Here is a 20,128-nt window from a genome sequence, read left to right as displayed (position 1 = left end):
CTCAGGACGCGGCGACTTCAGCCAGGTTGCCGCGCACTTTGCTTTCGCGCCAGAAGTAAACGCCAACGTAAACAAAGCACAGCATGGAAACCAGGAATGAGAGCTGTAGCGAGTGGAACATGTCCGCCACGTAGCCCTGAATCGCGGGAACCACCGCCGCGCCGACAATCGCCATCACGATGACCGCCCCCGCCATTTCGGTATGTTCGTTATCGACGGTATCGAGCGTTCCGGCATAAATGGTCGCCCAGCAGGGGCCAAACAGAACACTGACCAGCACCGCCACGTATACCGCGCTAAAGCTGGGCGCCAGCGCCACATAGGCCAGGAACAGCGCGCCGATCACAGAGTAAAGGATCAGGACTTTTTCCGGGTTAAAGCGTGTCATCAGAATGTTGGCGATAAACTTGCCGATAAAAAAGCAGGCGAAGCTGTAGACCATAAAGGTTGAGGCATCGCGCTCATTGATATCGCCTAATTCCAGCGCCAGACGGATAGTGAACGACCAGACCGCCACCTGCATTCCCACATACAGGAACTGCGCCACAATACCGCGACGGAAACGGGCGTTGCTGGCGAGATAGCGTAACGTATCCAGCGCCGAAGGGCGTTTATGACTCGCGGTTTGCGCGACTTTACAGGTCGGGAAACGCGTCAGCAGGAACAGTACCATCACCACTACCAGAACCATAATCATGTACTTATAGGGTTCCAGAGTGTTTTCCAGCATCAGCACCTTGAAGTTGTGGACTTGCTCAGCATTCATGCCCGCCATCTGTTTTTCCAGGCTTTCCCCTTCGGAAAAGACCAGATATTTACCCAATAAAATGCCTGCCGCCGCGCCGATCGGATAAAAGGTCTGGCTGATATTCAGCCGCAGCGTGGCGTAGGCTTTCGGCCCGATCATCGAACTGTAGGTATTCGCCGCCGTTTCCAGGAAACTCAGGCCAATCGCAATGGCGAAAATCGCCGCGAGGAACATGGTGTAGGTCGCCATGTGCGACGCCGGGAAAAAGAGCGTACAGCCGACAATGTATAGCGTCAGGCCGATAAGTATCGCCACTTTATAACTGGTTTTTTTAATGACCAGCGAGGCCGGAATAGCAATTAAAAAATAACCGCCATAAAAGGCGCTTTGTACTAATGCCGAAGCAAAGTTGCTCAGCGAAAATACACTTTTAAATTGCGTAATCAGAATATCATTTAACGCGGCTGCGCATCCCCATAATGGGAATAAACAGGATAACAAAATAAACTGGAACAGAGGTGTCTTATTCAGATACCCGTCGGGCATCTGAACGATGTTTTTATCGTTCATAGTGCTACCTTTAACAGTGCAGGGTGATTGTTATTCGTTCAACGAAAGATACTCATTAAATTGCTCAATGCTTGGATAAGAGGATTGGGTGCCTTTCCCGGTGACGCTGAAAGCGGCAAAGAGGACGGCTTTTTTCATGGCGGCTTCCACATCCCCGCTCTGGACATAGTAATGCGCGAAACAGCCGATAAAGGCATCGCCCGCGCCGCTGGTATCGACAGCGTTCACTTTAAACGCCGGAACATGGACTTCCTGGTCACGCGTCATCCACAGCGCGCCTTTCTCACCCATGGTGACAATAATATTGTTCAGCCCTTTATCCACCAGCGAACGTGCCGCTGCGCGGATATGGTCATAGGTATCCACTGGCATACCGGTTAATATTTCCAGCTCGGTTTCATTGGGTACAAAGAAATCGCATTTACAGGCATAAGACATATCTAATTCCCGTAATGCTGGCGCAGGATTTAATAACACTTCAATCCCGTGTTTCTTGCCAAATTCTATTGCGTGATAAACCGTTTCAAGCTGAACTTCCAGTTGCAGAACAATAAGCTGGCATTTTTTTAAATCTTCCGCCGCGCGATCGATATCTTCCGGCGAGAGAAACTTGTTAGCGCCTTTGATGATCAGAATGCTGTTGCTGGAGTTGGCGTTGACGAAAATCGGCGCTACGCCACTGCTGGTACACGGTACTTTTTCTACATACGTCGTATTGATCCCCCAGGATTCGAGATTACGAATGGTGTTGTCGGCAAAAATATCGTCGCCCACTTTGGTCAACATCAATACTTTTGAATTGAGCTTAGCGGCCGCCACGGCCTGGTTCGCCCCTTTTCCGCCGCAGCCGATTTTAAACGCCGGCGCTTCCAGAGTTTCCCCTTCTTTGGGCATCTGGTTGGTGTAGGTGATAAGGTCCACCATGTTAGAGCCAATAACCGCGATATCCATTTTACTCCCTCTCAGAAATCGTCACACGACAATGATATTAAAATAACATTATCATGTTACTTCCGTATCATTTGTGACTATGATCGCGATTAGAGGATCATTTTGCCATTTACTTCGTGAACAATCCCCGGCGGAACATACGCCGCGCATTAAATCATTTTTAGGGTTACAATTTACTGAAAATTAACTATTTATTGTTATAAAACGCGAATAAACCCACTTTTATTTCCTGACAGCCAGACGTATAGTAGTGCCACACTGTAATGTTCTCAGAAACACATAAATGTTACTGATGGAACATAACAACATGATTTGTGGAGAGGGTGAATGGAGACCAAGCAAAAAGAACGTATCCGACGCTTGATGGAGTTACTGAAAAAGACCGATCGAATCCATCTGAAAGACGCCGCGCGGATGCTGGAAGTTTCGGTGATGACCATTCGCCGCGATCTCAGCCAGGATGATGACCCTTTACCGCTGACACTGCTCGGCGGCTATATTGTCATGGTAAATAAGCCTACGTCTTCAACCAATATGCCGCTGCCGGCGAAAAAGACGCATCATCGGGACGACCTTCCCGTTGCGATCCTGGCCGCCGGCCTGGTGCGTGAAAACGATCTGGTTTTTTTTGATAACGGTCCGGAAATGCCATTAGTTATCAGCATGATACCGGATGATATTACCTTTACCGGGATTTGCTACTCGCATCGGGTATTTATCGCGCTGAATGAAAAGCCTAATGCCACGGCGATTCTGTGCGGCGGCACCTATCGGGCCAAGAGCGATGCCTTTTATGATGCCAATAATCCTTCGGCGCTGGATTCGCTCAATCCGCGCAAAGTGTTTATTTCCGCCAGCGGCGTACATGAACATTTTGGCGTGAGCTGGTTTAACCCGGATGATCTTGCCGCCAAACGTAAAGCGATGGAGCGCGGTCTGCGCAAAATTTTGCTGGCGCGTCACGCCCTGTTTGATGAGGTCGCGCCTGCCAGCATTGGTCCGCTTTCTGCCTTTGATGTCCTGATTAGCGATCGCCCATTACCGACAGATTATGCCGTTCACTGTCGGAATGGTTCCGTCAAAGTCATCACGCCTGATTCGGAAAGTGAATAACTTACTCAAAAAAGACGGCAATTTTATTGAACATGGTGGGATCGGACTGGTTTCGTACCACCTTCGCCACGTCTTCCAGTTTATCGATCTGACTGATCATCTGTTCAAGCCGCTGATCGTCATTGACCAGAAGCCAGATGCGGCTCTGATCGCTACCCTGAATCGGTAAACAGAGAATACCCTCAACGTTGAAAGCGCGTCGGGCGAACAGCCCGCAGACGTGGGTCATCACGCCAGGATGGTTGCGAACGGTCAGCTCCAGAATAACGTTATCATGTGATTGTTTCTGCATGGCTTATTCCCCCACCATCTCTGTATTTGCCGCGCCCGGCGGCACCATCGGATATACTTTTTCTTCTGCATCAATGCGCACATGGATCAACGCCGGTCCAGGACGACGAATGATAGCCTGCAACGCCGCCTGCGGATCGGCTTCGTTATTCAAATCACAGGTGTCCAGACCAAACCCGGCGGCAATCTGCATAAAGTTGATGCTTCCCGGATAGGTTGCCGCAAAAACGCCCTGTTTATAGAACAGACTCTGTTGCTGATGTACCAGTCCCAGCGCGTCGTTATTCATCAGGATAATTTTCACATCCAACTGGTTTTCACTGGCGGTAGCCATCTCCTGAATATTCATCATCAAACTACCGTCGCCGGAAAAACACAGCACCTTGTTGCCCGGATTCGCCAGCGCCGCGCCAATCGCCGCGGGCAGACCAAACCCCATGGTGCCCAGCCCGCCGGAAGTCAGCCACTGACGCGGACGGTTGAGCGGATAAGCCTGCGCGGTCCACATCTGATGCTGACCTACGTCAGTGGTAATAATCGCGTTGTCGTCCACACAGGCGGCGACCGCATTAATCAGCCCATAGTGACTAAGCGGGTTATTTTCCTGGGGAATACTGCAAGGGAATTCTTGCTGCAAGTCCGCCACCAACTGATGCCATGCTTCCCGCGGCTGTGCCTCGATATGGGGAATTAACTGTGCCAGTACATCATCGACATCCGCCTGAATAGCCACATGCGGCTGCTTAATTTTGCCTAACTCGGCGCGATCGATATCCACATGGATGATTTTGGCGTTCGGACAAAACTGCTCCGTTTTGCCAATCGCCCGGTCATCAAAACGCGCGCCCAGAACAATCAGTAAATCGGCCTCTTGCAGAATAAAATTAGTACTGCGCGCGCCGTGCATCCCCAGCATTCCTAACGACAGCGGATGCGCCTTAGGCAGCATTCCCAGCGCCATTAAGGTCATTGTCGTCGGCAGTTGCGCTTTTTCCGCCAGTTCGCGCACGCGTGTCGGCGCATTGATCACGCCGCCGCCCAGATACAGCACCGGACGCTTCGCCGCGTTAATCATTGCGGCGGCCTCGCGGATACTCTCTGCGCTAAACTCCGGCGGGGGTGATTTTTCCGCCGGCGACGGCAACGCATCCAGCTCAATTGTCGCCGTCTGCACATCTTTAGGAACGTCTATCCACACCGGGCCGGGACGCCCCGACTGCGCCAGACGAAAAGCATCGCTCATCACCTGAGGCAGCTCGTTGATATTTCTGACCAGATAGTTGTGCTTGGTGATGGGGATAGAGATACCGTAGGTATCCACTTCCTGAAACGCGTCAGTACCGATCATGGACGCCGGAACCTGCCCGGTAATGCAGATTAACGGAATGGAATCCAGGCGCGCATCGGCAATGGCCGTGACCAGATTGGTCGCGCCCGGCCCGCTACAGGCCATACAAACAGCAGGTTTACCCTCCGTTCGCGCCATCCCCTGCGCAATAAACCCCGCGCCTTGTTCGTGGCGCGCCAGAATATGACGGATTTGCGTACTTTGGCTTAACGCGTCGTAAACGGGGAGGATCGAACCGCCGGGAATGCCGGTGACGATACGAATCCCCTGACGCTCCAGAAAATGAACAATAAATTCCGCGCCCGTAAAGCGCTGAGGTGTAGATGTTGTGCCCGAACTTGCCATGCTCCATTCCTTTTATTCTGAGCCGACGTTCCGGGAAGGTGTCTTAAACAAAAAACCCCGCCCGGTTTGCGCCGGCGGGGTTTTGGAATCGTGTGTGTTCCGGACCCTACGGCGCATTGCCGACGACCACCACCACACGCACGACGACCACTGCGCGAGATGGCGCAGTTGTTAGTAGGATCGCGTTCAGCATGGAAGGGTTCATTAGGGGCCTTGTCTGTTTGTTATTAACACGTTTTATACAAGCACAGCGCTTTCAGCATGACAACGGAAAAATTTTCATCTGCACAAAAATGCGTCAGCGATCACATTTTTCTACGAATTTACACGCTTTGAGTATAGGCGTGATAAGCGTAGCGCCCTCCGGTAATCGCCGGGATTGATGATCACGCATTTCACAATGCCGGAAAACAAAAAACCTCGCCGAAGCGAGGTTCTTACAGCGTAATGCGGGTGGTAGCCGCGGAGCACACTGTGTTATGTCAACAGCAGAAGTATACGCGTTCTGTGCAGAACGCGCAATTTCGGCGCGAATTTTGATGAATTTGAGTATGGATCAGAAGCTCCGTTCTGTCTATAAATTACTGTTAATTTATACAGTACTTAACTATAATGTCTTTGACACAATGTGTTATGCGGGGGCCGCATCGTAAACCGGCGCAACGAAGTCCTGGCTGAAACGGGTGGTGCCGTCAGCGCCTTAACCCCCTCGTGAGCACACTGTGTTATGTCAACACGCATACTATTCCTCGCAAAAGGGATCGCGTGCGCAACAGCTGGCAACAGGCAGCGGAAAGGTACGTCGGCTGGCAGTGCTCCTTAACCACAGGAGACGCGTATGAGCGTAGTGGATATCACCATTCTTATCCTGAAACTCATTGTTGCAGCACTGCAACTGCTTGATGCTGTTCTGAAATACCTTAAGTAATTCAGATTCAAGCCGCACCGAAGGGGAGCGGGCAACCGCTCCCCTTTCACCTTATCCGCTGGTCTTTCGCTTCCCGGGTATGTTACGTTTTTATGACACCCTCAACGACGCCTGACGCTATGACCCTTTCCGTTTTCTGCATTTTGCTGTTCGCCGCTCTGCTACATGCCAGCTGGAACGCCATTGTCAAAGCGGGAAACGATAAGCTCTACGCCGCGATCGGCGTCAGCGGTTCCGCGGCGGTCATGGCATTGATCCTTTTGCCCTTCTCGCCGCAGCCAGCTCACGCCAGTATCCCTTTTTTAGCGGCCTCTACCGCGCTCCAGGTGGTGTATACCGTCCTGGTCGCGAAAACCTATCAGGTCTCGGACATGAGCCAGACCTACCCTCTTATGCGCGGCACCGCGCCGCTGCTGGTGGCGCTCATTAGCGTTCTGTTTCTTGGCGATAGCCTGTCGTCGCTCGCCTGGGTCGGCATCGCAGTGATCTGCATGGCGATACTTGGGATGGCCTGTAATGGCCGCGCCAGTTCTCAACGTGGTGTCGTGCTGGCATTAACTAACGCCTGTTTTATTGCCGGATATACGCTGGTGGACGGGACCGGCGTAAGACTCTCAGAAACGGCGCTGGGCTATACGCTATGGTCATTTTTTCTCAACGGCGCCTGCCTGTTAACCTGGGCGATGATTGCGCGGCGGCGGGAAGCGTCGCGTTATCTGGCGCAACAGTGGAAAAAAGGCATTTTTGGCGGGATTGGCACTATGGGATCTTATGGGCTGGCGCTATGGGCCATGACCCAGGCGCCGCTGGCGGTGGTCGCCGCGCTGCGTGAGACGTCGATTTTATTCGGCGCGCTGATAGCCTGGCTGTTGCTTAAAGAGAAAGTGGCCGGGCTACGTCTGGTGGCGGCAGGCGGGATTGCCCTCGGGGCGATTTTACTCCGTCTGTCATGATCGCCCAATAACAGCCGCAGACGTAACACATTCTCGGCAACATTTGTTGCCGCTTTTGTTTACATATCCTGCCGTTCCTTCGTCTGCCATTGCTGGTTGCTGTCTGGCCTTCTTTTTCTGGTGTGATAGATTCCTCTCGCATTTATGGGAATGCGCAGCAAGTTATTCTTATTTTTTCTTTTTTTGAAAAGTAATCAGCGAAATGAAAAGGCAGAGAAACGTCAATTTGTTGTTGATGTTGGTATTACTGGTGGCCGTAGGGCAGATGGCGCAAACCATTTATATTCCCGCCATCGCCGATATGGCACAAGCGCTAAACGTCCGGGAAGGCGCCGTCCAGAGCGTAATGGCTGCTTACCTCCTGACCTACGGCGTCTCGCAACTGTTTTACGGCCCGCTTTCCGACCGGGTTGGGCGCCGACCGGTAATCCTCGTCGGCATGTCTATTTTTATGGTAGCGACTCTGATCGCCATGACCACGCATAGTTTGACGGTGTTGATTGTCGCCAGCGCCATGCAAGGGATGGGAACCGGCGTTGGCGGAGTAATGGCGAGAACGCTCCCGCGCGATCTGTATGAAGGAACACAACTTCGTCACGCCAATAGCCTGTTAAATATGGGGATTCTGGTCAGCCCGCTGTTAGCGCCGCTGATTGGCGGCCTGCTGGATACCCTGTGGAACTGGCGCGCGTGTTACGCTTTCCTGCTGGTGCTTTGCGCTGGCGTCACCTTCAGCATGGCGCGCTGGATGCCGGAAACCCGCCCCGCCGGCGCGCCGCGCACACGGCTGATCGCCAGCTATAAAACGCTGTTTGGCAACGGCGCATTTAACTGTTACCTGCTGATGCTAATCGGCGGGCTGGCTGGCATTGCGGTCTTTGAAGCCTGTTCCGGCGTGCTGATGGGGGCAGTATTAGGTCTCAGCAGTATGGTGGTAAGCATTCTGTTTATTCTGCCGATTCCGGCGGCGTTCTTCGGCGCCTGGTTTGCCGGACGCCCGAATAAACGCTTCTCAACCCTGATGTGGCAGTCAGTTATTTGCTGTCTGCTGGCAGGCCTTATGATGTGGATTCCCGGCTGGTTTGGCGTGATGAACGTCTGGACGCTACTCATCCCCGCTGCACTGTTTTTCTTCGGCGCCGGGATGTTATTTCCACTGGCCACCAGCGGCGCGATGGAGCCGTTTCCGTTCCTCGCAGGCACCGCTGGCGCGCTGGTCGGCGGGCTGCAAAATATTGGTTCCGGCGTACTGGCGTGGCTTTCGGCAATGCTGCCGCAAACCGGTCAGGGCAGTCTGGGATTGCTGATGACCCTTATGGGATTACTGATCCTGGCGTGCTGGCTGCCGCTGGCGTCACGGATATCGCATCAGGGACAGACGGTTTAACGTTCCCCTCGCCCGGCTTTTTGCCGGGCGTTTCACACTCCGGCGCGATCATCGCATTGAGCAGGGGCTCCTGCGCCGGACGCCACGCCCCTTCTTCGCCGTCATAAAACTGAGTGTCCGCGTTTATCGCATACGGAATATGCGCTTTTTTCAGCTCGCAGGCCATAAAACGGGCAAACGCGAACTGTGAAGCGACCGGCGTCATTTTTATCGACTCTCCCGGCGCCCATCCGCCCACCCAGCTTGCATGGCCAGTCTTATGCTGCCAGCGAACCGCAGCGTTGATCCGTGCCCGAATCGCCGCTTTTTCCGCCGCCGTGCCTGATGTCCACGGATATTTACCGCCGATTTTCAGGGGGCCCCACGGGAAGATGTGCCACTCCGCCAGTACATAGTTCTGGCTTTGCGCCGGCAGTTTAAGCGCCGACAAATCCTCCGGCGCGGCGCGCATGCGGGGGGCAACGAAAATCATCCGCTGTGGATCAATGGCGTGAATCAGGCGGATGGTTTTGTCATATACGCGATTCAGCGACGCCATATTATGATTGAGTTTGTCGGCAGGCTCATAAATGAGATCGAACCCCAAAAGCGGGGATGTCTGACCAAAATAGCGCGCGACCACGCTCCACCAGTTGATCAGCTCCTTTTCATGGCTGGCGCTGGGATCGGTTTTATACGCATCCGCCTGATAGGCAATAATGGGTATGACGCCATAGTATTCGCAGGCCTCTACCAGCTTACGCAAATGGATGAGGCGCGCTTCCGTCGGCGCGCCTGCCACACGAATACGGACATGCGTTAACCCTTTTGCCTTAAAATCCCGCACGACCAGCGGATCAAACTCGCGAATACCCCGTTCCGTTCGCGCCCAGTCAACATCCATCCCAACGCCAAGCTGCTGCGCATAGCGCGCCGCCGTCAAAGGCATCGGTTTCGCATAGACGACCGCGCTGGTCAGCATGAGAGAGGCAATAAGCGGTTTAAACACGACGCCCCCTAAAATTTTTACCACGGTGATAGCACGTATTTAGCATATTCACTCCCGGCAGGTGTAGCGGCAAAGCGTAATAAATCTTCACACCTGTTCCTTCAACCAGCGAATAAATGCCTCGATTTTCGGCCACTGCCTGCCAGGCAGAGTGGTGACATAATAATGCTGATGACATTTCAGCCTCATGTCACCAAAAGGCGCAATCAGTTCGCCGCTGTCGAGACGCTTTTGCACCAGCCGTTTACGTCCCATCGCCACGCCAATGTGGTTCATCGCGGCAATCACCGCTAAATCAGAACGATCGAAGCCAATGCCGGATGAATCCGGCAAATTTACTGCAAAATGCTGCGCCCAACTGTGCCACTCATCGGTGCCCGAATCGTTACTCCACGCCTGTCTGTCGTGTAAGAGCGTACAGTGCCGTAGGTTATTCAGGTTGTCCTGCAAGGCGAAACGACGGGCGTAATCCGGGCTGCAAACGGGCAAAATCGCCTCATCCATTAAAAAATGGTGCGTGAGCTGCGCCGACGGCGCATCGTCAAAATAGATAGCCAGGTCAATGCCGGCACGCTGTAGGTTAACGTTATCGTTGCCGGTCAGCATAGTGAGAGAAATTGACGGATAGCGACGGGTAAAGTCCCCCAGCGCGGGCACCAGCCAGCACTGGGCGATAGAGGGACGTGAATACACGGTTAGCGTGCCAGACAGTTCCTGATTTTTGATATCGAGGATTTCCTGATTCAACGTATCCAGCGACGATTTCAGCGCCCAGAATACCCGTTTGCCTTCATGGGTAAGCTCCACTTTACGGTGAGAGCGGACAAATAGCTGGATTCCCAACTCGGCTTCCAGTTGATTGATACGATGGCTTACCGCACTTGGGCTTAACGACAGCTCATCTGCCGCCAGAGCAAAGGACTGGTGTCTGGCCGCGACTTCAAAAGTATAGAGTTTGGATAACTGCCAACCGTTGAGTAAGCGGTTTCGGGTATCGCGAAGGGGTTCCATGGCAACCTCAGTCATCTTTTAATTTCCCGAAGTGTAAAAAAACACGCTGAAAAAATCCGCACATAGATGAAGCAAAATGAACCATATCGCAAAATAAAGGCAATATTAGATGGAAATCACATAGTTGATTCAATTTACATCATGTGAATGGCAAATTATATCGTTTGTCAGGGAGTGCTGTTTTTCTGTCCAATAAGAACAGATTAATCACAGGGTAGGTGAGATATGCACGCTCAAATCTGGGTAGTGAGCACGCTGCTGATCAGCATCGTGTTAATCGTATTGACCATCGTGAAGTTTAAATTCCACCCCTTCCTGGCGTTACTGCTCGCCAGTTTCTTTGTCGGCGCGATGATGGGCATGGGGCCGCTGGAGATGGTCACGGCGATAGAAAACGGAATAGGCGGTACGCTCGGTTTTCTGGCCGCCGTTATCGGTCTTGGCACCATCCTCGGCAAAATGATGGAGGTTTCCGGCGCGGCGGAACGCATCGGGCTTACGCTCCAGCGCTGCCGCTGGCTCTCTGCTGACGTGATCATGGTACTGGTGGGGCTGATTTGCGGTATCACGTTGTTCGTGGAAGTGGGCGTCGTGTTGCTCATCCCACTGGCGTTTTCTATCGCTAAAAAAACCCATACCTCGCTGCTGAAGCTGGCCATTCCGCTGTGTACCGCGCTGATGGCCGTCCATTGCGTGGTACCGCCGCATCCGGCTGCGCTGTTTGTCGCAAATAAACTGGGGGCGGATATCGGCTCGGTGATTGTCTACGGTCTACTGGTCGGGCTGATGGCCTCATTGGTCGGCGGCCCGCTGTTCTTAAAGTTTCTGGGTAATCGTCTGCCGTTCAAGCCCGTACCGACAGAGTTTGCGGATCTTGAAGTGCGCGCCGAAAACACCCTGCCGTCGCTGGGCGCAACGCTGTTTACCGTTCTGCTGCCGATTGGCCTGATGCTGGTGAAAACCGTCGCTGAACTGAATATGGCGAAAGACGGCACGTTGTATACGCTGCTGGAGTTTATCGGTAATCCGATCACCGCGATGTTTATCGCTGTCTTTGTAGCGTATTACATACTCGGTCTGCGCCAACATATGGGTATGAGCACGCTACTTACCCACACCGAAAACGGCTTTGGCGCCATTGCGAACATCCTGCTGATTATCGGCGCGGGCGGCGCGTTCAACGCCATTCTCAAAAGTAGCGGGCTGGCGGACACGCTGGCGGTGATCCTCTCAAATATGCATATGCACCCGATTCTGCTGGCATGGCTGGTAGCGCTGATTCTGCACGCGGCGGTCGGCTCTGCGACGGTGGCGATGATGGGCGCCACCGCGATTGTTGCGCCCATGCTGCCGCTCTATCCTGACGTCAGCCCGGAGATCATTGCGATTGCCATTGGTTCCGGTGCCATTGGCTGCACGATCGTGACCGATTCCCTGTTCTGGCTGGTCAAGCAGTATTGCGGCGCTACGCTGAATGAAACGTTTAAATACTATACGACGGCCACGTTTATCGCATCTGTCGTTGCACTGGCTGGCACATTCCTGCTTTCCTTTATCATCTGATCGTAAAGAGACGTACTATGGAAAACATACAAAAGCTCATCGCCCGGTATCCTTTGGTCGAGGATCTGGTCGCCCTCAAAGAAACCACCTGGTTTAACCCGGGCACCACCTCTCTTGCACAAGGTCTACCGTATGTCGGCCTGACGGAGCAGGACGTAAACGCCGCCCATGACCGTCTGGCGCGCTTTGCGCCGTATCTGGCGAAAGCGTTTCCGCAAACCGCTGCCGCTGGCGGCATGATCGAATCTGACGTGGTCGCTATTCCGGCCATGCAAAAGCGGCTGGAAAAAGAGTATGGGCAAACGATCGACGGTGAAATGCTGTTAAAAAAAGACAGTCACCTGGCAATCTCTGGTTCCATTAAAGCGCGCGGCGGCATCTACGAGGTGCTAACGCACGCGGAAAAACTGGCGCTGGAGGCGGGTCTGTTAACCACCGACGATGACTATAGCGTGTTGCTTTCGCCGGAATTTAAACAATTCTTCAGCCAGTACAGTATCGCCGTCGGTTCAACCGGCAATCTGGGGCTATCGATCGGTATCATGAGCGCCTGCATCGGTTTTAAAGTGACGGTACATATGTCTGCCGACGCCCGCGCCTGGAAAAAAGCGAAGCTGCGTAGCCACGGCGTGACGGTCGTGGAATACGAGGATGATTACGGCGTGGCGGTTGAGCAGGGCCGAAAAGCAGCACAATCCGATCCAAACTGTTTCTTTATCGACGATGAAAACTCCCGCACGCTATTTCTGGGCTATGCGGTAGCGGGCCAGCGCCTGAAAGCGCAATTCGCGCAACAGGGACGCGTCGTTGACGCCAGCCACCCACTGTTTGTTTATCTGCCGTGCGGCGTTGGCGGCGGCCCTGGCGGCGTCGCCTTTGGCCTGAAACTGGCGTTTGGCGACAACGTCCACTGTTTCTTTGCCGAACCGACCCATTCACCCTGCATGTTACTCGGCGTTTATACCGGTCTGCACGATGCCATCTCAGTACAAGATATCGGTATTGATAACCTGACGGCGGCTGACGGCCTGGCGGTAGGTCGCGCTTCGGGCTTTGTTGGTCGGGCAATGGAGCGTCTGCTTGACGGCCTCTATACCTTAGACGATCAAACAATGTATGACATGCTGGGCTGGCTGGCGCAGGAGGAAGGAATTCGACTGGAGCCATCAGCTCTGGCAGGGATGGCCGGGCCACAGCGCATTTGCGCCGCCACCGAGTATCAGCAAAGGCATGGATTCAGTCAGACGCAGCTCGGCAACGCGACGCATCTGGTATGGGCAACCGGGGGCGGCATGGTGCCGGAGGATGAAATGGAACAATACCTGGCAAAAGGACGCTAATACTCGCTCAGAGCCGGAAAGACGGCAGCGCCATCCGGCACGCCATCGCCTGATGGCGCTACGCTTATCAGGCTTACGACGCTAACGCAGCATCGCCATCAACTCCTCCGGCGAGCGATGCTGTTTCAGTAAATCCCGCATCACCCGCATATGCGGCGAGGAGTAGTTAAAAAAGGTCTGGTAGCCCTCGCAAAGCCGGTTTTTCCCCTGGCTATCCCGATGCTCAGGGCATCCGCCGCCGCAAAATCGTAATAAAGAACACTTCTGACATTCAGCGCTTAGCGGCGCCTTGTCCGGCGCTTCAGCGCCATTCCTGCCGCCGCACCACTGCTGTAGCGTCTCATCAAAAAGGCGGACCGAGATACGCTGAATATCTTCACGTACCCAAATATCAAATACGCTATTTAAAAACCGCCCCCAGTCTGCTGAACACAATGAATCCTCGGTCAACATTCCGTTCCGGTCATGTTCCAACAATGGGATAAAATGGACATTGCGAATGCCGAGCCGTTGTAAGTTACGGTACAGTTGCTGAGGGCGCTGGCTATTCTGGCGATTTACGACGACCTGAATCTGGTCATCACTCACGACAATGTCCTGACGTCCTGTCATATAAAATTCCCGATAAATGCAATAAGTTGGCGAATATGGGTAACAGCAAACAGGATTGCGAGCGACAACACCGCGAGGGAGATCAAAAATTTGTCACGCACGACATGAGTTTCGGAAAAATCGCTATGCGCGACATCCATCAAATTACGACTCAGGGTATAACGCCAAAGAATCACCGCCACTATCGCCAGAACGCTGATCGACACCCAGAACAAGAACCCCGCCTGATGCCAGTGGTGCCTGACGGCTAATGCCATTAACGCCCCGTATCCCAGCAGCGTGCGAAACCAGGCCAGCGACGTACGCTCCGGTTGCAGTCCCGGATCGTTCTGCCGACGGGCTTTACGACTATCCGGCATACAGTACCAGCCCCATCACTATCACCGCGACAATCATCAAAATAACGCTGATGATCAACAGGCTATGGGTATAGGGCAAATCCTCTTTCAGACGCATCGCTTTTTCATTACGTAACCAGCGTAGATAGCCATAAATCGCCAGGCCGCCCGCAAACAGACACAACAGTAGCGCCAGCAGTTCACGGATCACCGGCGTGGCAAAATCCGGGGCGAGCTGATCAAGACCGACGCCTGCCGCCAGAAATCCCAGCGAGGTGCGAATCCACGCCAGAAAGGTACGCTCATTTGCCAGCGAGAAGCGATAATCCGGCGCTTCTCCGAGGCGGGAAATCTTCATGACGACTCCTTTTACGTTCTTATGTATTCCCGTTCGTTTTCAGAATACCACTCACGTTGTTGCTGATATGCTTCACATTATCCCGCAGCAAGGGAATCTTATTGCAAAATAACTGTAGTTCACTGGTGATGCGTTTCGGCGCAACCGCGCTCATTGCCGCTATTTTTCATTTCAGTTACGACCTTTTTCAACGCCACCGCCAGGAAAGGCATTATTGCCGGATTAAAAGCTGAAAAACCACCCGTCGCGACGAAAAAAAAGGCGATGAAGATTGATAACCAATTGAAATAAAATGGAATTATGCTCGTTGCCATTACGCTGATTAGCACGTTCATTGAGGAAGGATATAAGAAGAAGAGCAGAAGTGTGACCGGTGCGGCGCGCGTTATCCAGCCTGGATTTAACACAGTGCATAGGCCGGATAAGCAACGCGCCATCAGGCGCTAACCCATTCCCCAAAAAATCACCGCCAGCAGTTGTGGCGTGATAATACGCAGGAACATCACTAACGGATAGACGGTCGCGTAAGAGAGCGCCGCCGCGCCGCTGGTGGCGTGCAGATTGTTGGCAAATGCCAGCGCTGGCGGATCGGTCATCGAACCGGCCAGCATCCCGCACAGCGTCAGATAGTTCATTTTGGCAAAAATCCGCGCCAGCAAACCGACGGTAATCAGCGGAATAGCGGTGATGAAAATACCGTAGCCAATCCAGCTTAATCCTTCGCCCTGCGTCAGCGTATCGACAAAATCGCCGCCGGATTTCAGCCCAACGACCGCCAGAAACAAAACGATGCCTAACTCACGCAGCGCGAGGTTGGCGCTCGGCGGCATAAACCAGTACAGCTTACCGATGCTGCCGATACGCCCCAAAATTAGCGCCATGATCAGCGGCCCGCCGGCCAGCCCCAGTTTTAACGCGACCGGGAATCCCGGCACAAACAACGGGATTGACCCAAGCAGAACCCCTAATCCGATGCCGATAAACACCGGCAGCATCTGCACCTGCTGGAGTTTTTGCTGCGCGTTGCCGACCACATTGGCTACCGCATCAATCGAGGCAGGACGCCCCACCAGATTGAGAATGTCGCCAAACTGCAGGCTAGCGTCACTACTGGCGACCAGCTCAACGCCCGCGCGGTTAAGGCGGGAGATAACCACGTCATAACGCTCTTTAAAGTGCAAATCGCGGATACGTTTGCCGAGCACTTTTTCGTTGGTGACGACCACACGCTCGACGCGTAAATCCGTGCCGCGCGTCGACAACGAGGTGTCCACTTCCTTGCCGATCACCAGTTGCGCGTTATGCAGGTCGGTAGATTGGCCGACGAGGTGCAGCAGGTCGCCTGCCTGGATAATCGTCCCCGGCGACGGCACCATCAGCGTGTCGTCGCGTTTCAGGCGTGAGCAAATGATTTTATCGCTGTTCAGGATCGGCACATCCTGGATAGCCATATTATTGAGGTTCGGATTCTCGACACGGATATTCATTGTCTGAATTAATGAATGACCGTTAGCGAGAGAGGATTCGTGCTTCTGCGCCTCCGCCTCGACGTTAACGCGAAAAATCAGCCGCATCAGCCACATGGTGAGCAAAATACCGCAGATGCCAAACGGATACGCCATCGCATAGCTCATCCCCATCTGATCTACCAGATCCACTGGCGTTCCCAGATCGCGCAGGATTTGCTGACCCGCCCCTAACGCAGGCGTATTGGTGACTGCGCCGGAGAAAATCCCCAGCACCACCGGCAGCGGAATAGCGAAAATTTTATGCAGAATCGCGGTGACCAACCCGCCCATAATCACAATCAGAATGGCAAACAGATTGAGGCGCAGCCCGGAAACGCGCAGCGAGGCGAAAAACCCCGGCCCCACCTGTATGCCGATGGTATAAACAAAAAGGATCAGGCCGAATTCCTGGATAAAGTGCAGCATATCGCCGCTCAGCGTCACCCCAGCCTGATCGACGAAGTGGCCGACGATAATACCGCCGAACAGAACGCCGCCAATACCAAAGCCGACACCGCGCACTTTAATGTTGCCGATCCATAAACCGACAACCGCCACCAACGCCAGAACGCTGACCGTCAATGCGATATCACTCATCTTTTCTTCCCTGTGAGTAACATTTCAATTTATAGGGATTATGACTGAACCGTTAAGGCATATATACAGCATGGCGCACATTCTCATGTTACAAAACCGCCCAGACGTCCTGACTTCGGCAACGTCTTACCCTTTTTCGTGGCACAAAAAAGCCCCGCCATCTCTGGCGGGGCAAGGCAAGGAGCTCATTAGCTATTTAATGCGGAGCGTTCGTTAATGGCGATACGCTGCGGCGCAATGGTTTCCGGCTCGTTACGGGTTAAATCAATATGCAGCAGGCCGTTGGTAAAGGTCGCGCCGGAAACTTCCATATTCTCAGCCAGCGTAAAGCTCAGGCTAAAAGGCTGCATGACCAGGCCCTGATGTAACCATTTGGGTTCGTTTTCCGGCTGTTCCGGCGTGCCTTTCACCGTCAGGCGCGTGCCTTCCAGTTGAATATCCAGATCTTCCTGACGGAAACCGGCTAACGCTAAGGTAATGCGATAATGGTTATCGTCGCTTTTTTCGATGTTATAGGGCGGGAAGCTCTGGCTTTCGCCGCTGTTTTGCAGCGCATTGGCCAGCTTGTCAAAACCGATCCATTGACGCAGCAGTGGGGATAAATCGTAGTTACGCATAATCATTTCTCCTTCTAAGAAGCGAGTTTTTACCTTCACACCTTACGTGCGAATATGCTCCCTGACGGCGAGCATGGGATGACAGGCCGCGCAACGCGACCCGACGGAATCAGTTAATTTCGATACGGCGCGGTTTGTTCGCTTCCGGAATCACGCGCTCCAGTTCGATATACAGCAGCCCGTTGACCAGGTTTGCGCCGCGAACGTGAATGTTCTCCGCTAACTGGAACTTACGTTCAAAGTTACGCTCGGCAATGCCCTGATACAGGTAAGTACGTTCTTTCTGCTCGTCCGCATGAGCGCCTTTTACCACCAGTAAATTATCCTGGGCAGTAATCTCCAGTTCGCTTTCCGCGAAACCGGCAACGGCAATGGCGATGCGGTAGTGGTTTTCGTCTACCAGCTCAACGTTGTACGGAGGGTAGCCGCCATTACTTTGGCTTTGGTTATTTTCAAGCAGGTTAAACAGACGGTCAAAACCAATGGCAGAACGGTACAGCGGGGATAAATCAAAGTTACGCATAATCATAAACTCCTGAAATCAGCGAGAATGTCAGACCTTCCATCATGGACAGGCCAGGATTGCCAGAACACCCATCAGGCGTGCCCTTCTATTCACTACGTCTTATAAATGGGTCTGAATACGTACTTTTCAAGTATTTTAATCCGACTTTTTTTTGCAGTTTATTGGCTATTGCATAGACTGGTTGGGACAGCACTGATTGTTAAAGTGCGATTACCGCCACAGTGCCGCGTACTGGTGATGTTATTTTTAGCAACGGATCGCTATAACTCATCATGCAAATAACGACAACCAACAGATGAATGAGTGATGATAAAAAACGTGTGGTTAACGCTGATAATATGGAATGGGATGCTTTTATTAGGCGGTTGTTCAAGCGTCATGTCGCACACCGGCGGTAAAGAGGGTACTTATCCTGGCACGCGCGCCAGCGCTACGATGATCGGTAACGATGAGACAAACTGGGGCACCAAATCGTTGGCTATCCTGGATATGCCGTTTACCGCCGTGATGGATACGATCCTTCTGCCGTGGGACATCTTCCGCAAAGACAGTTCGGTAAGATCGCGCGTAGAGAAAAGCGAGGAGGAGACGAAAATGACCAATGCCGTCATCCCCCCGGCGAAGATGCCTCCTCCCTGATCTATCGCCCGGTTTCCGTCACCCATAGCTGACGGAAACCTTTCACCTCTTCCATCCATGCGACGTGTCGCCCATCCGGTGAAAAAACGACGGCGTCTGCAGAAGGCGGGTTGTCGTGCCTGGCGGTTAAGAAGTCGATCCTCCCACTTTGTGCGTCGCAGCAGGCAATCCGATTTTCCAGCACCAGTCCCAGCCATTTACCCGACGGATGCCAGTTAAACGCTGACTGTACGCCGGTCGCATGATGCGTTAACTGCCGGGGCTCGCCTCCCTGCGGCGATATCAGCCACAGTTGCGCTACGCCGTTATCGTCTCGCATCAAAAAGGCGATCGCCGTCGCCTGCGGATTACTGCGGACCCAGTGGCGTGGTTCGTTAGTGAGCCCAGGGTAAACACGCTGGTGAGTAAAGGTAAGACGCCGCTGAACTACGCCCAACGGCGGCGATGGCATCGTTGATTCGGTTCCCGTCAGCGGCGTGTCGCCTGCCTGTTTCCAGCCGTTTTCATGACACGGTAAATCGACAATAAACAGCTCCGGGACTTTTTTGCCCGTCAGCGACAGCGTATCGCCAATAAAGGCGATCTGGCGGTTGCCCACCCAGCCCTCTTCATAGGCGCGGTTAATGTCATCGCTGCCAGGTCTCGGCGCAGGCGTCGTGCGGCTAACCAGTACGCACCAGTAGCTACCGCTGTATTCGCGCGGATGCTGAGCCGGTACCGTAACCGGCCCATACGGCACGGCCACGCCGACATTACGCAGATCCAGCGCCGGATCTCGCTCATGCAGAACGTGGTCATTATAGGTAAAACTCACCAGCTCGCCGTTCGGGCTAAATACATGGACGTGGCTGCCGCCGCGCAGCGCGCCGGGAGTATACGGCGCAGTAATATCCATCGCATCGAGGTTAGTCACGCCCCTCGGCGTTGCAATAACGCCCCGGCGGTGGTGAAAATCGTAATGCCACGTCTCATCAGGGTTTTCAGGGCCATGAATAAACACATAGTGATTGTCGGCAGGATGCACCGTCACCACGCCGACATGCGCGCCCTGCACGGCGCGATAAATCACCTCCACGTCGCCGGTATGCACATTGACACGCTCAATAGTCTTGCCCGTAAATGACGCGCCTGAAGGCCGCACATCAAAGACCAGCCACTGGCTGTCAGGTGTCCAGGTATTGGTGTTGGTAAGCTGGTGATGGCGCGGCGTAAAGGTGATTTGTTTCATGGGATGTCCAGATAAGAGACGATGCTCGCCATCATACTTCACACGGGCTTTACTTTCAGGCTTTAGCGTATCATTGGGATAACCAGGCCCGGTGGCGCCACGCCACCGGGCCGTCAGGGAATTATTTCTCCTGCGCCAGCCGGATACTGCGCTCTATCACCGCCCGCCG

The 20,128-nt window shown here is 53.5% G+C and carries 22 protein-coding genes, 1 pseudogene and 1 other annotated feature; of the genes and pseudogenes, 8 read left to right on the top strand and 15 right to left on the bottom strand.

Annotation, left to right across the window (positions count from 1 at the left end):
* Nucleotide 1: 1 nt before the first annotated feature.
* Nucleotides 2–1,318, bottom strand: a complete 1,317-nt coding sequence (gene fucP, locus ACLJZ5_RS09455; protein ID WP_000998359.1) for an L-fucose:H+ symporter permease — start codon at nt 1,316–1,318, stop codon at nt 2–4.
* Nucleotides 1,319–1,348: 30 nt separating this feature from the next.
* On the bottom strand, nt 1,349–2,269 hold the full coding sequence (rbsK, locus tag ACLJZ5_RS09450) for a ribokinase (RefSeq protein ID WP_024798149.1): 921 nt from the start codon (nt 2,267–2,269) through the stop codon (nt 1,349–1,351).
* A 327-nt stretch (nt 2,270–2,596) separates the two neighbouring features.
* Here rbsK and ACLJZ5_RS09445 point away from each other — a divergent pair, with 327 nt between their 5' ends.
* Complete coding sequence (locus ACLJZ5_RS09445) at nt 2,597–3,382, top strand: DeoR family transcriptional regulator (protein WP_000448642.1); 786 nt, start codon at nt 2,597–2,599, stop codon at nt 3,380–3,382.
* Between the two features lies 1 nt (nt 3,383).
* Here ACLJZ5_RS09445 and ilvN read toward each other — a convergent pair whose 3' ends face one another.
* The 3 genes from ilvN to ivbL form a co-directional block, all read right to left on the bottom strand.
* The gene (gene ilvN, locus ACLJZ5_RS09440) at nt 3,384–3,674 is read right to left on the bottom strand and encodes an acetolactate synthase small subunit (protein ID WP_001171826.1); all 291 of its coding nucleotides are present in this window, start codon (nt 3,672–3,674) and stop codon (nt 3,384–3,386) included.
* A gap of 3 nt (nt 3,675–3,677) precedes the next feature.
* A complete protein-coding gene (gene ilvB / locus ACLJZ5_RS09435; RefSeq protein ID WP_000168439.1) occupies nt 3,678–5,366 on the bottom strand; it encodes an acetolactate synthase large subunit in 1,689 nt (562 codons plus the stop codon).
* A gap of 106 nt (nt 5,367–5,472) precedes the next feature.
* Nucleotides 5,473–5,571 carry an ilvB operon leader peptide IvbL gene (gene ivbL / locus ACLJZ5_RS09430; protein WP_031617761.1) on the bottom strand — a complete coding sequence of 33 codons (99 nt, stop codon included), beginning with the start codon at nt 5,569–5,571 and terminating at the stop codon, nt 5,473–5,475.
* 522 nt (nt 5,572–6,093) lie between these two features.
* Between ivbL and ACLJZ5_RS09425 the strand changes: the two are divergent.
* The 4 genes and pseudogenes from ACLJZ5_RS09425 (at nt 6,094) to emrD (ending at nt 8,634) form a co-directional block, all read left to right on the top strand.
* Nucleotides 6,094–6,208 (top strand): annotated as a pseudogene (locus ACLJZ5_RS09425) (hypothetical protein).
* Nucleotides 6,205–6,294 carry a type I toxin-antitoxin system toxin TisB gene (gene tisB, locus ACLJZ5_RS09420; protein WP_000117642.1) on the top strand — a complete coding sequence of 30 codons (90 nt, stop codon included), beginning with the start codon at nt 6,205–6,207 and terminating at the stop codon, nt 6,292–6,294. The pseudogene ACLJZ5_RS09425 and the gene tisB overlap by 4 nt, the downstream one beginning before the upstream one ends.
* 92 nt (nt 6,295–6,386) lie before the next feature.
* Nucleotides 6,387–7,247 carry a DMT family transporter gene (locus tag ACLJZ5_RS09415; RefSeq protein WP_001526328.1) on the top strand — a complete coding sequence of 287 codons (861 nt, stop codon included), beginning with the start codon at nt 6,387–6,389 and terminating at the stop codon, nt 7,245–7,247.
* Between the two features lie 202 nt (nt 7,248–7,449).
* Nucleotides 7,450–8,634 carry a multidrug efflux MFS transporter EmrD gene (gene emrD, locus ACLJZ5_RS09410; protein WP_000828745.1) on the top strand — a complete coding sequence of 395 codons (1,185 nt, stop codon included), beginning with the start codon at nt 7,450–7,452 and terminating at the stop codon, nt 8,632–8,634.
* On the opposite strand, the gene ACLJZ5_RS09405 is transcribed toward emrD, so the two are convergent.
* Both ACLJZ5_RS09405 and dsdC read right to left on the bottom strand, forming a co-directional pair.
* Nucleotides 8,561–9,646 carry a cellulase family glycosylhydrolase gene (locus tag ACLJZ5_RS09405; RefSeq protein ID WP_024798148.1) on the bottom strand — a complete coding sequence of 362 codons (1,086 nt, stop codon included), beginning with the start codon at nt 9,644–9,646 and terminating at the stop codon, nt 8,561–8,563. The two genes, emrD and ACLJZ5_RS09405, sit on opposite strands and share 74 nt — an antisense overlap.
* 63 nt (nt 9,647–9,709) lie before the next feature.
* Nucleotides 9,710–10,633: a DNA-binding transcriptional regulator DsdC gene (dsdC, locus tag ACLJZ5_RS09400; RefSeq protein ID WP_031617762.1), complete on the bottom strand. Its 924-nt coding sequence runs from the start codon at nt 10,631–10,633 to the stop codon at nt 9,710–9,712.
* 225 nt (nt 10,634–10,858) lie between these two features.
* Here dsdC and dsdX point away from each other — a divergent pair, with 225 nt between their 5' ends.
* Nucleotides 10,859–12,196, top strand: coding sequence for a D-serine transporter DsdX (gene dsdX, locus ACLJZ5_RS09395; protein WP_000543319.1), 1,338 nt, complete (start codon nt 10,859–10,861; stop codon nt 12,194–12,196).
* A 17-nt stretch (nt 12,197–12,213) separates the two neighbouring features.
* Nucleotides 12,214–13,536 (top strand): D-serine ammonia-lyase, encoded by a 1,323-nt coding sequence (gene dsdA, locus ACLJZ5_RS09390; RefSeq protein ID WP_001727816.1) that lies wholly within the window; start codon nt 12,214–12,216, stop codon nt 13,534–13,536.
* A gap of 81 nt (nt 13,537–13,617) precedes the next feature.
* Here the strand turns inward: dsdA and ACLJZ5_RS09385 are convergent, their stop codons facing one another.
* From ACLJZ5_RS09385 to ibpA, 7 genes are all read right to left on the bottom strand, one after another.
* Complete coding sequence (locus ACLJZ5_RS09385; protein WP_000147831.1) at nt 13,618–14,148, bottom strand: radical SAM protein; 531 nt, start codon at nt 14,146–14,148, stop codon at nt 13,618–13,620.
* The gene (locus tag ACLJZ5_RS09380) at nt 14,145–14,507 is read right to left on the bottom strand and encodes a DUF202 domain-containing protein (RefSeq protein WP_001113454.1); all 363 of its coding nucleotides are present in this window, start codon (nt 14,505–14,507) and stop codon (nt 14,145–14,147) included. Before ACLJZ5_RS09380 ends, ACLJZ5_RS09385 begins: the two co-directional genes overlap by 4 nt.
* Nucleotides 14,497–14,844 carry a YidH family protein gene (locus tag ACLJZ5_RS09375; RefSeq protein ID WP_000703964.1) on the bottom strand — a complete coding sequence of 116 codons (348 nt, stop codon included), beginning with the start codon at nt 14,842–14,844 and terminating at the stop codon, nt 14,497–14,499. The genes ACLJZ5_RS09380 and ACLJZ5_RS09375 overlap by 11 nt, the downstream gene beginning before the upstream one ends.
* A 119-nt stretch (nt 14,845–14,963) precedes the next feature.
* Nucleotides 14,964–15,281 carry a hypothetical protein gene (locus tag ACLJZ5_RS09370; protein WP_165801138.1) on the bottom strand — a complete coding sequence of 106 codons (318 nt, stop codon included), beginning with the start codon at nt 15,279–15,281 and terminating at the stop codon, nt 14,964–14,966.
* A 6-nt stretch (nt 15,282–15,287) separates the two neighbouring features.
* Entirely contained in the window at nt 15,288–16,949 is a 1,662-nt protein-coding gene (locus tag ACLJZ5_RS09365; RefSeq protein ID WP_001279781.1) for a putative transporter, read from the bottom strand.
* Between the two features lie 188 nt (nt 16,950–17,137).
* Nucleotides 17,138–17,566, bottom strand: coding sequence for a small heat shock chaperone IbpB (ibpB, locus tag ACLJZ5_RS09360; protein ID WP_001246919.1), 429 nt, complete (start codon nt 17,564–17,566; stop codon nt 17,138–17,140).
* Between the two features lie 109 nt (nt 17,567–17,675).
* Nucleotides 17,676–18,089, bottom strand: coding sequence for a small heat shock chaperone IbpA (gene ibpA, locus ACLJZ5_RS09355; RefSeq protein WP_001532742.1), 414 nt, complete (start codon nt 18,087–18,089; stop codon nt 17,676–17,678).
* Nucleotides 18,083–18,156, bottom strand: a sequence feature (ROSE (Repression Of Heat Shock gene Expression) occurs in the 5'-region of heat shock genes and acts as an RNA thermometer to modulate expression.). Its footprint overlaps the gene before it by 7 nt.
* 242 nt (nt 18,157–18,398) lie before the next feature.
* Here ibpA and ACLJZ5_RS09350 point away from each other — a divergent pair.
* Nucleotides 18,399–18,731 (top strand): YceK/YidQ family lipoprotein, encoded by a 333-nt coding sequence (locus ACLJZ5_RS09350; RefSeq protein WP_001675643.1) that lies wholly within the window; start codon nt 18,399–18,401, stop codon nt 18,729–18,731.
* A 1-nt stretch (nt 18,732) separates the two neighbouring features.
* Here ACLJZ5_RS09350 and ACLJZ5_RS09345 read toward each other — a convergent pair whose 3' ends face one another.
* On the bottom strand, nt 18,733–19,959 hold the full coding sequence (locus ACLJZ5_RS09345) for a DUF3748 domain-containing protein (protein WP_024798146.1): 1,227 nt from the start codon (nt 19,957–19,959) through the stop codon (nt 18,733–18,735).
* Between the last annotated feature and the right edge of the window lie 169 nt (nt 19,960–20,128).

Origin of the sequence: Salmonella sp. 5800, from assembly GCF_046558195.1 — a bacterium.
In the GTDB taxonomy this organism is placed as follows: domain Bacteria; phylum Pseudomonadota; class Gammaproteobacteria; order Enterobacterales; family Enterobacteriaceae; genus Salmonella; species Salmonella enterica.
The sequence above is the reverse complement of the archived record's forward strand: the minus strand, read 5'-3'. Positions and strand labels throughout refer to the sequence as shown.

Coding starts and splice junctions, on each gene's coding strand:
- fucP (WP_000998359.1), bottom strand. CDS start 1,318: ATGAACGATAAAAACATCGTTCAGATGCCCGACGGGTATCTGAATAAG.
- rbsK (WP_024798149.1), bottom strand. CDS start 2,269: ATGGATATCGCGGTTATTGGCTCTAACATGGTGGACCTTATCACCTAC.
- ACLJZ5_RS09445 (WP_000448642.1), top strand. CDS start 2,597: ATGGAGACCAAGCAAAAAGAACGTATCCGACGCTTGATGGAGTTACTG.
- ilvN (WP_001171826.1), bottom strand. CDS start 3,674: ATGCAGAAACAATCACATGATAACGTTATTCTGGAGCTGACCGTTCGC.
- ilvB (WP_000168439.1), bottom strand. CDS start 5,366: ATGGCAAGTTCGGGCACAACATCTACACCTCAGCGCTTTACGGGCGCG.
- ivbL (WP_031617761.1), bottom strand. CDS start 5,571: ATGAACCCTTCCATGCTGAACGCGATCCTACTAACAACTGCGCCATCT.
- tisB (WP_000117642.1), top strand. CDS start 6,205: ATGAGCGTAGTGGATATCACCATTCTTATCCTGAAACTCATTGTTGCA.
- ACLJZ5_RS09415 (WP_001526328.1), top strand. CDS start 6,387: ATGACACCCTCAACGACGCCTGACGCTATGACCCTTTCCGTTTTCTGC.
- emrD (WP_000828745.1), top strand. CDS start 7,450: ATGAAAAGGCAGAGAAACGTCAATTTGTTGTTGATGTTGGTATTACTG.
- dsdC (WP_031617762.1), bottom strand. CDS start 10,633: ATGGAACCCCTTCGCGATACCCGAAACCGCTTACTCAACGGTTGGCAG.
- dsdX (WP_000543319.1), top strand. CDS start 10,859: ATGCACGCTCAAATCTGGGTAGTGAGCACGCTGCTGATCAGCATCGTG.
- dsdA (WP_001727816.1), top strand. CDS start 12,214: ATGGAAAACATACAAAAGCTCATCGCCCGGTATCCTTTGGTCGAGGAT.
- ACLJZ5_RS09385 (WP_000147831.1), bottom strand. CDS start 14,148: ATGACAGGACGTCAGGACATTGTCGTGAGTGATGACCAGATTCAGGTC.
- ACLJZ5_RS09380 (WP_001113454.1), bottom strand. CDS start 14,507: ATGCCGGATAGTCGTAAAGCCCGTCGGCAGAACGATCCGGGACTGCAA.
- ACLJZ5_RS09375 (WP_000703964.1), bottom strand. CDS start 14,844: ATGAAGATTTCCCGCCTCGGAGAAGCGCCGGATTATCGCTTCTCGCTG.
- ACLJZ5_RS09370 (WP_165801138.1), bottom strand. CDS start 15,281: ATGGCGCGTTGCTTATCCGGCCTATGCACTGTGTTAAATCCAGGCTGG.
- ACLJZ5_RS09365 (WP_001279781.1), bottom strand. CDS start 16,949: ATGAGTGATATCGCATTGACGGTCAGCGTTCTGGCGTTGGTGGCGGTT.
- ibpB (WP_001246919.1), bottom strand. CDS start 17,566: ATGCGTAACTACGATTTATCCCCACTGCTGCGTCAATGGATCGGTTTT.
- ibpA (WP_001532742.1), bottom strand. CDS start 18,089: ATGCGTAACTTTGATTTATCCCCGCTGTACCGTTCTGCCATTGGTTTT.
- ACLJZ5_RS09350 (WP_001675643.1), top strand. CDS start 18,399: ATGATAAAAAACGTGTGGTTAACGCTGATAATATGGAATGGGATGCTT.
- ACLJZ5_RS09345 (WP_024798146.1), bottom strand. CDS start 19,959: ATGAAACAAATCACCTTTACGCCGCGCCATCACCAGCTTACCAACACC.